Here is a 15,155-nt window from a genome sequence, read left to right on the forward strand (position 1 = left end):
GCGGCGGCTTCTGTTTTCAGAGCACGACAGTTCGGTCGCCGTTGATGAACACACGCCGTTCGACGAACGCCTTCACGGCGCGCGCCAGCGTGATGCATTCGACGTCCCGGCCCACGGCCAACAGGCGCTCAGGCCCATACGAATGGTCGACGCGCTGCACTTCCTGCTCGATGATTGGGCCTTCGTCGAGATCGTCGGTGACGAAGTGCGCCGTCGCGCCGATCAGCTTGACGCCGCGCGCGTGCGCCTGATGATAAGGCCGCGCGCCCTTGAAGCCGGGCAGGAACGAGTGATGGATATTGATCGCGCGGCCCGCGAGCTTGCGGCTCGTTTCGTCGGAAAGAATCTGCATATAGCGCGCGAGAATCATCAGTTCCGCGCCGCTCGATTCGAACAGGTCGAGAATTTGCGCTTCCTGTTGCTGCTTCGTTTCAGGCGTCACAGGCAAATGATGGAACGGCAAACCATGCTGCACGGCAAGCGGCTCGAAGTCGGGATGATTCGATGCAATGCCGGCGATGTCCATTTTCAGTTCACCCATTCGCCAGCGGAATAGCAGGTCGGCGAGGCAATGCTCGAGCTTCGACACCATGATCAGTACTTTGGGCCGCGTGTCGAGATCGTGCATCGCCCATTGCATATCGAAGTCGGCGGCGATGGGGTGGAACTCGCGCCGCAACGTATCGATATGCAGCGCCGCTTCGGGCGCGCTCGCCACGCCATGAAACACGCAGCGCACGAAAAAGCGCTCGCTGATGTCGTCGTCGAACACCGTGAGTTCGTCGATATAGCAGTGATGCCGATCGAGAAAGCCGACGACGGCAGCAACCTGGCCGGCGGCGCTCGGGCAGGAAAGGGTCAGCGCGAACTGATGCGGGCGATCGGTGGTGGGCATGCGGGTCCTCTGTCATTCGATATGGGATTCCCGCATGACCGTGCCATTGAACCTGTAGCGCAGCGCGACGCGGCAAGCGGGATGATCAAGTAAATCAGCCCAATTTGCGCGCGCATAGAACCGATGCGCCGTGCTCGTGGTATCGGAACGTCAGGCGTGCGCGTGCTCGCCGACGTCGATCAGTTCGTTGAAAAGCCAGCGCCGGAAGAGCGGCACGGCGGCCGGCGCGGGGCGCGCGGGCGGGCAGACGAGGTAATAACCGCGCTCCGTGGTCACGGGCGTGTCGAGCAGGTGTACGAGCAGGCCGGATGCGATGAGTTCGTCTGTCAGCGGCGTCCAGCCGAGCGCGACGCCCTGGCCCATCAGCGCGGCCTGCACGACGAGCGAATAACTGTTGAACATCATCCCCTGGCTGTCTTCCGGCGCTGGCAGACCGTGCGCGGCGAACCATGTGTTCCAGGCAAGCCAGCGCTCGGGGTCGGTGGGCTGCACGTGTAGTAGCGGCAATGCGGCGAGATCCGCGGCAACGCGTACGGATGCGTGAAGTTCGCGGAACGCGGGCGAGCAGACGGGCGTGACGGCTTCGGCGAAAAGGCGCGTCGACGTGCAGGGCGGCCAATGGCCGTCGCCGAATGCTATGGCGATATCCGCGTGGTCGCGATGCGGATCATAGCCGAGTTGTGAGGTGACGATCTTCACGTTGACGCCGGGCATCGACGCCTTGAGGCGTGCCAGGCGCGGCATCAGCCAGTAGGTGGCGAAGCCGGCGTCGGTGAGGATCGTCAATGCGCCCGTTGCGCGGCGCGCGCGGATGTCGGCTGTCGCTTCGCGGATCGTGTCGAGACCGCTGCGCACGGCTTCATAGAGCAACGCGCCTTCGGGCGTGAGCGTCACGCCGCGATGGCCGCGCTCGAATAGTGGCGCGCCGAGGTCTTCTTCGAGCTGCACGATGCGCTGGCTCACGGCGGGCTGCGTCGAGCCGAGCTCGCGCGCGGCGGCCGTGAAGCTCGCGAGGCGCGCGGCCGATTCGAAGGCCGATAAGGTCTGCATCGGCGGAAGACGGTCTGGTCCCGGCATAACATCCCCTTATGGGCCGATAAGCGCACGCCGCCTTCACAACGGTTTAATGAGCGGCAATAGTGACATGCAGGCGGCGCTCGTTGCACTGCAAGCGCCCCACCTCGAAGCGTAACCCCACGATTCTAATCCGCCCCGCCCATGAGCCTTAATACAAAGCAGAATATCGTTATCCTGATGGCGGACCAGATGACGCCGTTTGCGCTGCGCGCATATGGCAATCAGGTCTCGCTGACGCCGCGCATCGATGCGCTGGCGAAAGAAGGCGTCGTATTCGATTCCGCGTACTGCGCGAGCCCGCTGTGCGCTCCGTCGCGCTTTTCGATGATGGCGGGCAAATTGCCCGCCGCAATCGGTGCTTACGATAACGCCGCCGAATTGCCCGCGCAAACGCTGACGTTCGCGCATTACCTGCGGGCGGCGGGCTACCGGACGATCCTCTCGGGCAAGATGCATTTCTGCGGCCCCGACCAGTTGCACGGTTTCGAGGAGCGCCTGACCACCGACATCTATCCCGCCGATTTCGGCTGGGTGCCGGACTGGGATCGTCCGGACGTGCGGCCAAGCTGGTATCACAACATGAGTTCTGTGCTGGACGCCGGCCCATGCGTGCGCACGAACCAGCTCGATTTCGACGACGAAGTGACCTACACGACGCGTCAGAAGCTATACGACATCGTGCGCGAGCGTGCGGCGGGCGGCGACGCGCGGCCGTTTTGCCTCGTCGCGTCGCTCACGCATCCGCATGATCCTTACGCGATTCCGCAGCAATACTGGGACCTGTACCGCGATGAAGAGATCGACATGCCGCGCGTAACACTGACGCGCGAAGAGAGCGATCCCCATTCGAAGCGTCTGCGCGATGTTTACGAAGCGGATATCACGCCGCCGACTGAACAACAGGTTCGCGACGCACGACACGCGTACTATGGCGCGCTCTCATATGTCGATGCGCAATTCGGCGCGATTCTCGACACGCTGAAAGCAACCGGCCTCGCCGACGATACGATCGTCATCGTCACATCGGATCACGGCGAAATGCTCGGTGAACGCGGGCTCTGGTACAAGATGACATGTTTTGAAGGTGGCGTGCGCGTGCCGCTGATCGTGCATGCGCCAAAGCACTATCGTGCGCATCGCGTGGCTGCATCGGTCTCGCACGTCGATCTTCTGCCGACTCTGGTCGAAATGGCAACGGGCGCCCGGTGCGTGGAATGGCCCGATTCCGTGGATGGACAGAGCCTTATCCCGCATCTGCACAACGACGGCGGCCACGACGAAGCGATTGTCGAGTACTTCGCGGAAGGCGCAATTGCGCCGATGGTGATGATCCGGCGCGGCAAGTACAAGTTCATTCATACGCCCGTCGATCCCGATCAGCTCTACGATCTTGCGGACGATCCACAGGAGCGCGTGAACCTCGCGCAAGATCCGAAGAATGCCGCGCTCGTCGACGCATTTCGCAAGGAGATCGCGCAGCGCTGGAACATTCCCGCACTGTATCAAGCGGTGATCGCGAGCCAGCGCCGCCGGCGCTTTCATTTCGAAGCGACGACGCAAGGCACGATCCGCTCATGGGACTGGCAGCCATTCAACGACGCAAGCCAGCGCTACATGCGCAATCACATTGAACTCGATACGCTCGAAGCGATGGCGCGGTATCCACGCGTCGTCAGCGGCTAATGACAGGCAAGAGAGAGAAAACTTCAATACGGGAGTCCACGATGAACATACGCTGGAGAAGTTCGCTTGCGAAGGCCGCATTGATACTTGCTGCATGCGGCATTGCTTTGACAGGTTCGTCGCATGCAGCAGAGCCCCAAAGCTGCACGCAAGTCCGGATGGCCGACCCCGGCTGGACCGATATCGATGCGACGAACGCAGTCACGGGCGTGCTGCTGAAGGCGCTTGGCTATCAGCAGAACGTGTCGAACCTGTCGGTGCCGATCACGTATCAGGGTCTGAAAAAAGGGCAAATCGACGTGTTTCTGGGCAACTGGATGCCCGCGCAAGGTCCGCTCGTCAAGCCGTTCGTTGATGAACGTTCGATCGACGTGCTGCATGCGAATCTGACCAATGCGAAGTTCACGCTTGCCGTTCCCGACTATGTCGCCGCCGCGGGCGTGCATTCATTCGCCGATCTCGTCAAGCACGCCGACCAGTTCAACGGAAAGATCTATGGCATCGAGCCAGGTGCGCCTGCCAATCAGAACATCAAGAAAATGATTTCCGATAAGGCATTTGGTCTCGGCGACTGGAAGATCGTCGAGTCGAGCGAAACGGGGATGCTGACGCAGGTCGAGCGCGCGGTGCGAGACAAGCAATGGATCGTGTTTCTCGCGTGGGAACCGCATCTGATGAACACGAAATTCCATTTGACCTATCTGTCGGGCGGTGACGCGTATTTCGGCCCGAACTACGGTGGCGCGACGGTGAATACCGTAACGCGTGCGGGTTTTTCCGGCCAATGCACGAATCTCGCCAGGCTCTTTCAACAATTGACATTCAATGTTGATCTGGAAAACCAGATCATCACGAATGTGCTGCAAAACAAGGTGGATATCAATACCGCGGCGTCGAATGCGCTGAAAGGCAATCCCGCTTTGTTAAATACATGGCTCAAAGGCGTGACGACCACGAATGGCGGCGACGGATTGCAGGCAGTGCAGGCGCAACTCGGCATTCATTGAATCGGCATTGTCGAGACTGTCAAATGGCGCGCGGTTCCGCAAGGGGCCGCGCGCTTTTCTTATGCGGTATGCGTGTTCGTTTTGTTGCGTGTGTCGCTAACAGACCAAAGTACGTCGTGTTTGGTCGAGTTGCCTGAAAAATGGATTTGTACTGTGCATTCATCGTCGTGCGAATTGCACAAGCCGCGAAGTCCGGTTCGCATCCCTATCCCCCTCAGACTCAGGCAAGAGAGAACCACACAATGAAAAAGCTGAATGCCGCCGCACTGACAGGCGTCGCGCTCGCGCTCGCTGGAATGTCGAACGCGAGTCACGCGCAGAGCAGTGTCACGTTGTATGGGATCATCGACGCGGGCATTACCTGGGTCAACAATACAGGCGGCTCGCACGTCGTGAAGTTCGACGACGGCATCTCATATGGCAACCGCTTCGGCATCAAGGGCACGGAAGATCTGGGCGGCGGCTTGCAGGCGGTGTTCGTGCTCGAAAGCGGCTTTCACCTCGGCAATGGGCAACTGGGCTTCGGCAGTGCGCTGTTCGGGCGTCAGGCGTATGTGGGGCTGAAGAACCAGTGGGGCACGCTGTCGTTCGGCAATCAGCTGGATATGACGGAAGAGATGGTGTACCTGTACAACATCTCGGCGTGGGGGAGCGGCTACGCGATTCACCAGGGCGACTTCGACCGCTTCAATGGCGACCGGCTGCCCAATTCGGTGAAGTTCCTGTCGAATGAATTCGCCGGCTTCATGTTCGGCGGCATGTACTCGTTCGGCAACGTTGCAGGCGATTTCCACCAAGACAGCGCATGGAGCGTCGGCGCACACTATGCGAATGGACCGTTCACGATGGGCGCGGCCTATACGCAACTGAACAATCCGCACGGCATCTACGCCTTCGATCCGTACGCGATGCTCGGCGTACACACTTTTCTCGGCCAGCAGACGGTTACCGTCGATCCGGCGACAGGCGCGAGAACCGATCTCTTTTCGAGCAACCCATTTCCTGTCGACAAGCAGGGCACATTCGGCGTCGGCTCGAGCTACGCGATCGGCGACGTGACACTGATGGGTAACTTCACCTATACGACGATCAAGGGCCTGGGCGTCACGTCGCACATGAAGGTGGGTGAAGGCGGCGCGAGCTGGCAGGTGACGCCGGCGTTCAGCGTGATCGGCGGCTACCAGTATACGAACTTCGAAGGACATCACTGGAATCAGGGTTCGCTCGGCGCGCACTATCTGCTGTCCAAGCGCACGGACGTCTATATTTCAGGCGATTATCTGAAGGCGTCGAGCGGCGTGGATGCGGTGATCGGCTATAGCTTCACGCCGTCCACCACGACGACACAGGCCGATGTACGTATCGGCATGCGGCACTCGTTCTGATGCCTGTTTGATTTGCCTTGTCCGCAAAGGGCAAGGCAAATCGATCAAAAAGACACTACATTCAAGGCACTGCGGTCTCTAGTGTCGTATTCGCATTGCCACCGGCAGTATGACGCAGCGGACTCCGGTCGCTGCGCGGACTCGCGCCGAACCGCGCGCGATAGGTCCGCGAGAAGTGCGACGGCGACTCGAATCCGCACGCAACACAGATGGCCGTAATCGACATATCAGTCTGCCTCAAAAGCTCGCGCGCGCGATCCAGCCGCAATTGCAGATAGAAATGGGTCGGCGTGTCCTTTAGCGACGAACAAAAAAGCCGCTCCAGCTGTCTGCGCGTGACGCCGATTTCCTGCGCGAGATCGGCGGGCGCAAGCGGTTCTTCCATGTTCTGTTCCATTACGCCGATCACCTGAATCAGCTTGCGGTTATGCACGCCGTAACGCGCGGCGATTTCCATACGCTGATGATCGGAGCGTTGGCGAATGCGGCTCACGACGAATTGTTCGGAGATCGACGAAGCGAGCGCCGCGCCGTGACTGCGCGAGATCAGGTCGAGCATCATGTCGATCGAAGCGGTGCCGCCCGCGCACGTGATGCGCCGCGCGCCGATCTCGAATAGCTCTTCGCTCGCATCCACCGACGGGTAGCGCTCGCGGAATGCGGAGAGCGCTTCCCAATGCAGGGTCACGCTGTCGGTTGCGCGCAGCAGTCCCGCTTCGGCCAGAATAAAGGCGCCCGTGTCGATGCCGCCGAGCGTCGCGTGCGCGTGGTCGAGCCGTCGGAGCCAGTCGCCGAGCGTGCGGTTGTAACACGCAAGCGGATCGAACCCCGCGACGATAAAGACCGTTCGCGCATGATCGACATCGCCGAATGCGGCTTCGGCATTCATCGAAATGCCGTTGCTCGCGGCCACGGGCGCGCCGTCCACGCTCAGGATATGCCAGCGATAAAGGTTCTCGCGAAAGCGGTTCGCGACGCGCAAAGGCTCGATAGCCGACATGAAGCCAAGAGCCGAAAAGCCCGGCAGCAGCAGAAACGAAATGTCTTCGGGCATCGCTCGATCTTCTGGATGTCAGGTTGGCCGGATTCGTCGAATCCGGCGAGCGTAGCAAGCAGCATGCAATGCGGCAAGCCGACAAAAATCCATGCTCGTATGGCGCAGCGCACCAATCGTGCCGACGCATGCTGGTTTTCCCTCATGGTCGCGCGCAAGCAAGAACGGGTCGCTGATAGTCGATTTTGCCGGAATATGGATTTGTACCTTTAATGCACGTCGCGTCTTTCCAGGGTCGTCTCACTCGCCGCCTGCCACGCGGGCGTTCTAGAACATTACGAGCTGTGTCGAAGGGGATCGTCATGAAGTTGATCATCAAAGCCGTTTCCGCATGTCTTGCCGGCCTTCTGGCCGCACTGTCGCTGCCCGCTCTCGCGCAGGACCCGCCGAGCTGCCGCGCCGTCCATTTCGCGGATATCGGCTGGACCGACATCACGTCGACGACGGCACTCGCGTCGACGGTGTTCGAAGGGCTGGGTTATCAACCGGTGACGACGGTGGCATCCGTGCCGATCTCGTTTGCCGGATTGAAGAGCAAGCAGCTAGACGTCTCGCTCGGGTACTGGTGGCCCGTACAGGAAAAGGCGATTGCGCCGTTCGTCGACGCGAAGTCGATCAACGTCTTGCAGCCGCCTAATCTGACGGGCGCAAGGGCGACGTTTGCCGTGCCCACTTACGAGTACGACGCGGGACTGAAGACTTTCGCCGATATCGCGAAGCATCGCGCGGAACTCGACGGAAAGATCTATGGCATCGAGCCGGGCAGCAGCGCGAATGCCGCAATCCAGAAGATGATTGCGACCAATCAGTTCGGTCTGGGCGGATTCAAGCTGATCGAATCGAGCGAGGCGGGCATGCTCGTGACCGTCGACCGCGCGGTGCGCGAGAAGAAATGGGTGGTCTTTCTGGGTTGGCAGCCGCATCCGATGAACATTCAGCTCGATATGAAATACCTGAGCGGGAGCGAAGGCGTGTTCGGTCCGAACGATGGCGAAGCGCGTGTCTATACGCTGACTTCACCGGACTTTCTGACGCGCTGCCCGAACGCTGGAAAGCTCGTGAGCAATCTTCGCTTTACCACGCAACTCGAGAACGTCGTGATGCAGTCGGTGATGAACAAGGAGAAACCCGCCGAAGCCGCTAAAGCGTATTTGAAAAAGAATCCGCAAGTACTCGACGAATGGCTCGCAGGCGTCAAGACGTATGACGGCAAGGATGGCTTGCCTGCCGTGAAAGCTTATCTCGGTCTTTGAGGTTCGACATTCGAATACGGAAAGTACTTTTCCATTGCAACTAATCAGACACCACAGTTAACAGGAATTGCACGCATGAACCATGAAGTGATCGTGACCTGCGCCGTCACGGGTGCAGGCGACACCGTCGGCAGGCATCCCGCCATTCCCGTCACGCCGAAACAGATCGCCGATGCCGCGATCGAAGCCGCGAAAGCAGGCGCAACCGTCGCGCATTGCCATGTGCGCGATCCGAAAACGGGACGCGGCAGCCGCGATCCGAATCTGTATCGCGAGGTCGTCGACCGCATTCGTTCCGCGGATACGGACGTCATCATCAATCTGACGGCGGGCATGGGTGGCGACCTGGAGATCGGTCCCGGCGAAGATCCGATGCGCTTCGGCGCAGGCACCGATCTGGTCGGCGGTCTGACGCGGCTTGCCCACGTTGAAGAGCTTTTGCCGGAGATCTGCACGCTCGATTGCGGCACGCTCAATTTCGGCGACGGCGACTATATCTACGTATCGACGCCCGCTCAATTGCGGGCGGGCGCGAAGCGCATTCAGGAACTCGGCGTCAAGCCGGAACTGGAGATCTTCGATACGGGCCACCTGTGGTTCGCCAATCAATTGCTGAAAGAAGGCCTGCTCGATGCGCCGCCGATGTTTCAACTGTGCCTCGGCATTCCGTGGGGCGCGCCCGCCGACACCACGACGATGAAGGCCATGGTCGACAACTTGCCGCCAGGCGCGCAATGGGCGGGCTTCGGCATCGGCCGGATGCAGATGCCGATGGTCGCGCAGGCGATGCTGCTCGGCGGTCACGTGCGCGTGGGTCTCGAAGACAACATCTGGCTCGACAAGGGCGTGCCTGCGAGCAATGGCTCGCTGGTCACGCGCGCCGTTGAAATCATCGAACGGCTTGGTGGCCGCGCGCTGACACCGGCGGAAGGCCGCAAGAAACTCGGCTTGCCTGCACGTGGCGAACGGCTGCTTGAAAAGCGTGCCGCGGAACAGTTCGCATAACGCGTTGAACTATTCGAGAGGATCATCGGCAATGGCAGTGATTACGGATATCAAGACTTTTGCAGCAATCGGCGCAGGTGTGATCGGCAGCGGCTGGGTGGCGCGTGCGCTCGCGCATGGGCTCGACGTTATTGCGTGGGACCCGGCGCCGGGCGCGGAGAAGCAGTTGCGCGACAACGTCGCGAATGCATGGCCCGCGCTCGAACGCGTCGGACTCGCGGCGGGTGCCTCACAGGAGCGTCTGCGTTTCGTTAAGACGATTGAAGCGTGCGTCGCGGATGCCGACTTCATTCAGGAAAGCGCGCCTGAACGCGAGGAATTGAAGCTCGCGTTGCATGAACAGATTAGCCGCGCGGCGAAGCCCGATGCGATCATCGCATCGTCGACATCGGGCCTGCTGCCGACTGATTTCTATGCGCGCGCGTTGCACCCCGAGCGCTGTATCGTCGGACATCCGTTCAACCCCGTGTATCTGTTGCCGCTTGTCGAAGTGCTGGGTGGTGAGCAAACCGCGCCTTCGACCGTCGACGCCGCAATGAGCATCTATCGCGCGCTCGGCATGCGGCCGCTGCATGTGCGCAAGGAAGTGCCGGGCTTTATCGCCGACCGGCTGCTCGAAGCGCTGTGGCGCGAGGCGCTGCATCTGGTCGACGAAGGCGTCGCGACGACAGGGGAAATCGACGATGCGATCCGCTTTGGCGCGGGCATCCGCTGGTCGTTCATGGGGACGTTCCTCACCTATACGCTCGCTGGCGGCGACGCAGGCATGCGGCATTTCATGCAGCAATTCGGGCCCGCGCTGGAATTGCCGTGGACGAAACTCGTCGCGCCGAAGCTGACGGATCAGTTGATCGATCGCGTGGTGGACGGAACGGCGGAGCAGGTCGGTCCGCGTTCGATCAAGCAACTCGAACGCTATCGCGACGAATGCATCACAAACGTGCTGTCCGCGATTGCGGAAACGAAAGCGCGTCATGGCTTGAGGGCCGACGAATAAGGTCGGGTAATATCTGTGCGTGTGCGGGGCATCGAAACAGATGTCCCGCGCGTGCAGTACCTCATTCAAAGCGACGGAGACATTCGCCATGCCGCGACACGCGGAATTGCCTGCGTATCACGACGTCGTGCGCGCCGAGTGGGTCGACTACAACGGCCATCTGCGCGACGCGTTCTATATGCTGATTTTCAGCTTCGCCACCGATGCGCTGATCGACCAGATCGGCCTCGACGACGCGGTGCGCAAAGCGCGTGGCCGCTCGATCTATACGCTCGAAGCGCACATCCACTATCTGCACGAAATCAAGGAAGGCGCCCGAGTGCGAGTCGAGATGCGCGTACTCGCGCATGACGCCAAGCGCATGCACCTGTACCTCGAAATGTTCGCTGGCGATGGCGCTGAAGCTGTCGCGGCGGGGGAGCAGATGCTGTTGCACGTCGACACCAGCGGGCCGCGTTCAGCGGTGTTCGACAGCGATGTCGAGGCGCGCGTGCGCGCGCTCGTCGATGCGCAAGCGGCGCTGCCTGCGCCGCGATACGCGGGGCGCGTGATTGGCTTGCCGGGGCAAACGCGCAAATAGCGCCGCGCGCATTCGCGTGCATGATCAGAAAAACACAAGCGGAGCACGCGACATGCTCGAACCTGAGATGGTTGCATTCGTCGAGCGCACGAAGGGGCTTTATCCGCGCGATCGATCTGCGTCGACGTTTGGCGAACAGCGGGCGGTGTACGAACGGTACGCCGCCGCGTTCACCCCGCCATTGCCCGATGGCGTCACGACTCACGACGCGCCTTTCACATCGCCCGATGGGCACACGTTCGGCGTGCGCCTGTATGCGCCCGCTGAGCACGCGCGGTCGGCGGGCACCGTGCTGTATTTTCATGGCGGCGGGTTCGTCGTCGGATCGCTCGACAGTCACGACCTGATCACGGCGCGCATCGCGGCGGATACCGGGTTGTGCGTGGTGGCCGTCGATTATCGGCTTGCGCCAGAGCACGCCGCGCCGGCCGCTCACGACGATTGCCTCGCCGTCACGCGCGCCGCGCTCGATGACCGCCTGCCGTTCGGTCCGCTACCGCGTTCGCTGCAACTGGCAGGCGACAGCGCGGGCGGCACGCTCGCGGCGAGTGTCGCGATGCGTCTGCGTGATGAGGGGAAAGCGGGTGTGCGCAGCGTCGCGCTGGTTTATCCGATGCTGGGCATCGAACCGCAATTGCCCGCGCGCAACTCGGAAGCCGATGCGCCCATGCTCACGCTTGCGGATGTGCGCCGCTGCGGCGCGCTGTATTGGGGCGGCCGGGCACACGGTTACGCGTGGACCGTTCCGCTCGAAGCATCACGCTATGATGGATTTCCGCCGACGCTTGCGATCGGCGTCGAGCACGATCCATTGCGCGACGATGCCCACGTCTTTGCAGAACGCATCCGTGCCGCGGGAGGGCAGGCGAGTGCGCCTGTCGGCATTGGCCTCGTCCACGGATCGTGGCGCGCGCTGGCGACGAGTCCCGGCGTGCAATGGATGCATCGCGAAGTGTGCCGCTTCCTCGTCGAACACGCTGGCGGTTGACGTCGGGAACCCCGACGATTGCCGATTGTTGCAAGAAACGTCGGTTATGCAGCGAATGCGTGCTCGAGCACTTCGGCCGCGATCATGGCAGAGGCGTTCGCGGGAGCGGGGCGTTCGGCTGGCTTGAAGACGGCGTCGCCACGCCGGATCTTTCTGCGTGAAACGGCGCACGTGCCGGACGTATGCGCCGAGCGGCGGCGCCAGCGTTGCTCGCCATAATGGCAGCGGCCGGGTTCGATCCAGCGGATCACCAGCGTCGTGTCAGAGTGTTCGAGAATCTCGATGCGCAACCCGTTAGCGCCCATCAACGGTAAACACTCCAGCGTGGTCATGGTCGGCTCCGTATTTGTGGTGTGCCGAATTTAGACCCGCGCGCGCGTGAGAGCCATTGTGCTCGCGTAGAAACACTGTTCCCGATTTAGCAATAATCAGGTCTTGGGTATGCACGCGGACGGTATAAAGCCGTTTTGCGGCTCGTTATATCGATTGCACGCAAATATGCAACGAACTGTTGTACGAACGGCAGAAAAGGGCCGGACCGTTTGCCTGGTCTGCCGGCAATCGTTGCATCCTTTAAGATGAACGGCTTGGCAACGCCGTGGCGAGCGTGCGCAGGCATTGCGCATGCGCCTATCCGCTGACGATGTTTGCCCGCCCCATCATTGCGATTCGCGGTCGTTGAACGCGCATCGAGTCCATCACGAGGTCACATGAATCAGCGCCCGCCCGACGTTCCACCCGAGGCCGACATCCCGAATCGCCGCAAGATGCAGCGGATCGCTTCGGCCGCGCTGTATGCCGTGATGGTGGCGCTGGCGATCTGGGTGATCCGCGATTTCGTGCCGGCCATTGCGTGGGCTTGCGTGATCGCAATTGCGCTGTGGCCGGCGTTTCACCGGATCGAAGAACACAGCCTGTTCAAGGGGCGTTCGACGCTTATCGCGACCGTTCTGACCATTGCCATCGGCTTGCTGTTTCTGCTGCCTGTCGGGATCGGGATTGCGCAGGCGGCGGCCGAGGCGCACGACGTGATCGAATGGGCGCGTGACGTGCAGGAGAACGGCATTCCGTTGCCGGACTTCATCCAGCATTTGCCGTTTGGCGCAGCGCAGATCGGGGCCTGGTGGCAGGACAACCTGACCCAGCCGCTGCGCGATTCGCCTGCGATGAAGGGCTTGCACGGCGGAGCTGTCGTCACGTTCGGCAGGCATTTCGGCGCGCGGGCCGCGCACGCGCTGATGCTGTTCGGCTTCATGCTCGTCACGCTGTTCGTGATCTTTCAGGCTGGGCCGAAGCTGTCGGGCGAATTGATGAAGGGCATGCGGCGCGCGTTCGGCTATGACGGCATGCATCTCGCCGAGCGGATGGCGGCGGCTGTGCGCGGGACGGTGTCGGGGCTGGTGGTCGTCGGGATCGGCGAGGGCGCGCTGCTGCTGCTTGCCTATATGCTGACGGGGGTCCCGCACGCGGCGCTGCTCGGGTTCGTCACGGCCGTCGCCGCGATGTTGCCGTTTTGCGCGCCGATCGTATTCTGCGGCGCGGCGCTTTGGCTTTTCATCGAGCAAGGCGCGCTCGTTCCTGCGATTGGCCTTGCCGTGTTCGGCTTCGTCGTTGCGTTTGTCGCCGAGCACTTCGTGCGGCCGGTGCTGATCGGCAGTTCGGCGCGGCTGCCGTTTCTGCTCGTGCTGTTCGGGATTCTCGGCGGCGCGGAGACGTTCGGGCTGCTCGGGCTATTCGTCGGCCCGGCGCTGATGACGGTGCTGATGGTGCTATGGACCGAGTGGGTCGAGCGCTGATGCGCCCTTTCTTGATGCAGTGTCTGGTTGAGTGAGGCTCGCGGAACTACCTGATCGCGAACTTCAGGCGGGGCCCGAGCCGCGTAGGCGCAGCGTCAGTACGCGCGAGATCGGCACCGATACTTTGGCGACGGCGAACAGCGAGCCGATCGCGACGGCGTCGGCGACGAGGCCGAGCGGTATGTTCAGATAACCGTCGGTGGCTGTGTAGAGCAGCGAGTCGACGACAAGCGAGATCACCGTCCCCGCGACGAAGCACAAGAGGCCTTTGCGCCCGACGAGTCCGACCCACGGCAGGCGCTGCGCGAGCGCTCTCGCCCAGCCGATGCGCACCATGTTCGCGACGAGCCATGCGATCGCGAGGAAATTCACCGCGCGCAGCCACGACAGATTCTGTTTCAGGCTGCTGTCCAGCGGCCCCACTTCCACGAACAGCTTGAACCAGGCGGCAGCTGCGATGATGCCGCAGGCGAGTACAGTCAATAGCCACCCGTGGCGGTGCGCACTTGCGCGCTGATAGACGGGCTGCGTCTGCGCGATCACGCCGAGCACGAACATCAATTGCCACGCGAAGGGATTGAAGTCCCATTGCGCGTCTTCCGCGACGGGCAGATGCGGCAGCAGCGACGGCGCAATCGACCACACGGCGAGACTGCCCGCCAGCAGCAGCCACGGCTTGCTGCGCGCAAGCGGCAGGATGGCGGGCACGGCAAACGCGAAGAACGCGTACATGGGCAGCACCGATGCCAGATACGGCTGGCGACGGAATAGCAGGATGTCGCGCAGGACCGCGGTGGGCGTGTCCATCATGTCGTCGAGATCGGTCGTGGCCATGTTGGGCGCGTCGATGCTGAACGCGCTCATCACGGCGCTTACGAGCAGCATCAGGACGGCCGTAATCAGAAACGCCCTATACAGCTCGAGCGAGCGCTTGAAGAAGCGGTTGCGCGCATCGGCTTCCGTGTGGCGCTTCGCGAGCGACGCGTAGGCCGTGGCCGTCGCGAATCCACCGAGGAAGACGAAGACTTCGGCCGCGTCGCACAGCGCGTACGCGTGCAGCGTCGCGCGCGACAGGATGCTGCCGCCGATGTGGTCGACGACGATAAATATAAGAACTAGCCCTCGGAAGAAGTCCAGTTCGATTAGACGGTTTTTGGATGTCTGCATGCGTTTTTTCGGCGAAAACGCCTCCCAAGACGGTGCGCGGGTGACGCGCAGCGCGAGCTCGGTGAGGCTGGAATTTGGGGTGTTGCTTTGTGACTGTTGCGCTGGTCGCGGTCCCTGCGGTGGGCGTGGGAGGGCTTTGGCGCGGTAGCACGGCGTTGGTTCGTGGCGGTTTCTATGGGGCTTTGCAGCATAGGAACCGAACGTGGAATCGCCGCACGACCTCATGTGGACCGACATTATCTCTCAGAGTTCCTCCGGATTGTGTTTT

14 protein-coding genes are annotated in these 15,155 nt (G+C 61.7%); 9 read left to right on the forward strand and 5 right to left on the reverse strand.

From position 1 onward, the window contains the following. Positions 1 to 16 precede the first annotated feature (16 nt). Both purU and BLT65_RS36205 read right to left on the reverse strand, forming a co-directional pair. Positions 17 to 895 (reverse strand): formyltetrahydrofolate deformylase, encoded by an 879-nt coding sequence (purU, locus tag BLT65_RS36200; RefSeq protein WP_042314286.1) that lies wholly within the window; start codon positions 893 to 895, stop codon positions 17 to 19. Between the two features lie 150 nt (positions 896 to 1,045). Then, positions 1,046 to 1,972 carry a choline sulfate utilization transcriptional regulator gene (locus BLT65_RS36205; protein ID WP_091787390.1) on the reverse strand — a complete coding sequence of 309 codons (927 nt, stop codon included), beginning with the start codon at positions 1,970 to 1,972 and terminating at the stop codon, positions 1,046 to 1,048. 141 nt (positions 1,973 to 2,113) lie between these two features. On the opposite strand from BLT65_RS36205, the gene betC reads away from it, so the two are divergent. The 3 genes from betC (at position 2,114) to BLT65_RS36220 (ending at position 6,047) form a co-directional block, all read left to right on the forward strand. Beyond that, the gene (gene betC / locus BLT65_RS36210) at positions 2,114 to 3,655 is read left to right on the forward strand and encodes a choline-sulfatase (RefSeq protein WP_091787393.1); all 1,542 of its coding nucleotides are present in this window, start codon (positions 2,114 to 2,116) and stop codon (positions 3,653 to 3,655) included. A gap of 41 nt (positions 3,656 to 3,696) precedes the next feature. Next, on the forward strand, positions 3,697 to 4,662 hold the full coding sequence (locus BLT65_RS36215) for a choline ABC transporter substrate-binding protein (protein WP_091787396.1): 966 nt from the start codon (positions 3,697 to 3,699) through the stop codon (positions 4,660 to 4,662). A gap of 242 nt (positions 4,663 to 4,904) precedes the next feature. Continuing rightward, positions 4,905 to 6,047: a porin gene (locus tag BLT65_RS36220; RefSeq protein WP_091787399.1), complete on the forward strand. Its 1,143-nt coding sequence runs from the start codon at positions 4,905 to 4,907 to the stop codon at positions 6,045 to 6,047. Positions 6,048 to 6,108: 61 nt separating this feature from the next. Here the strand turns inward: BLT65_RS36220 and BLT65_RS36225 are convergent, their stop codons facing one another. Next, positions 6,109 to 7,101: a GlxA family transcriptional regulator gene (locus BLT65_RS36225; RefSeq protein ID WP_091787402.1), complete on the reverse strand. Its 993-nt coding sequence runs from the start codon at positions 7,099 to 7,101 to the stop codon at positions 6,109 to 6,111. A gap of 302 nt (positions 7,102 to 7,403) precedes the next feature. Between BLT65_RS36225 and BLT65_RS36230 the strand changes: the two genes are divergently transcribed. From BLT65_RS36230 to BLT65_RS36250, 5 genes are all read left to right on the forward strand, one after another. Further along, complete coding sequence (locus tag BLT65_RS36230) at positions 7,404 to 8,354, forward strand: choline ABC transporter substrate-binding protein (protein ID WP_091787489.1); 951 nt, start codon at positions 7,404 to 7,406, stop codon at positions 8,352 to 8,354. Between the two features lie 75 nt (positions 8,355 to 8,429). Beyond that, complete coding sequence (cdhC, locus tag BLT65_RS36235; protein WP_042314279.1) at positions 8,430 to 9,359, forward strand: 3-dehydrocarnitine:acetyl-CoA trimethylamine transferase CdhC; 930 nt, start codon at positions 8,430 to 8,432, stop codon at positions 9,357 to 9,359. Between the two features lie 31 nt (positions 9,360 to 9,390). Further along, the gene (locus tag BLT65_RS36240; RefSeq protein WP_091787406.1) at positions 9,391 to 10,356 is read left to right on the forward strand and encodes an L-carnitine dehydrogenase; all 966 of its coding nucleotides are present in this window, start codon (positions 9,391 to 9,393) and stop codon (positions 10,354 to 10,356) included. A gap of 88 nt (positions 10,357 to 10,444) precedes the next feature. After that, positions 10,445 to 10,936 carry a thioesterase family protein gene (locus tag BLT65_RS36245; RefSeq protein WP_042314277.1) on the forward strand — a complete coding sequence of 164 codons (492 nt, stop codon included), beginning with the start codon at positions 10,445 to 10,447 and terminating at the stop codon, positions 10,934 to 10,936. A 52-nt stretch (positions 10,937 to 10,988) separates the two neighbouring features. Continuing rightward, positions 10,989 to 11,924, forward strand: a complete 936-nt coding sequence (locus BLT65_RS36250; protein WP_091787409.1) for an alpha/beta hydrolase — start codon at positions 10,989 to 10,991, stop codon at positions 11,922 to 11,924. A 44-nt stretch (positions 11,925 to 11,968) separates the two neighbouring features. On the opposite strand, the gene BLT65_RS36255 is transcribed toward BLT65_RS36250, so the two are convergent. After that, positions 11,969 to 12,256 carry a DUF3331 domain-containing protein gene (locus BLT65_RS36255; RefSeq protein WP_007749046.1) on the reverse strand — a complete coding sequence of 96 codons (288 nt, stop codon included), beginning with the start codon at positions 12,254 to 12,256 and terminating at the stop codon, positions 11,969 to 11,971. A 378-nt stretch (positions 12,257 to 12,634) separates the two neighbouring features. Between BLT65_RS36255 and BLT65_RS36260 the strand changes: the two genes are divergently transcribed. Beyond that, a complete protein-coding gene (locus BLT65_RS36260) occupies positions 12,635 to 13,720 on the forward strand; it encodes an AI-2E family transporter (RefSeq protein WP_091787412.1) in 1,086 nt (361 codons plus the stop codon). 63 nt (positions 13,721 to 13,783) lie between these two features. On the opposite strand, the gene BLT65_RS36265 is transcribed toward BLT65_RS36260, so the two are convergent. Then, positions 13,784 to 14,887 carry an OpgC domain-containing protein gene (locus BLT65_RS36265; protein WP_091787415.1) on the reverse strand — a complete coding sequence of 368 codons (1,104 nt, stop codon included), beginning with the start codon at positions 14,885 to 14,887 and terminating at the stop codon, positions 13,784 to 13,786. Between the last annotated feature and the right edge of the window lie 268 nt (positions 14,888 to 15,155).

This window comes from Paraburkholderia steynii, from assembly GCF_900100565.1.
Lineage (GTDB): Bacteria > Pseudomonadota > Gammaproteobacteria > Burkholderiales > Burkholderiaceae > Paraburkholderia > Paraburkholderia terrae.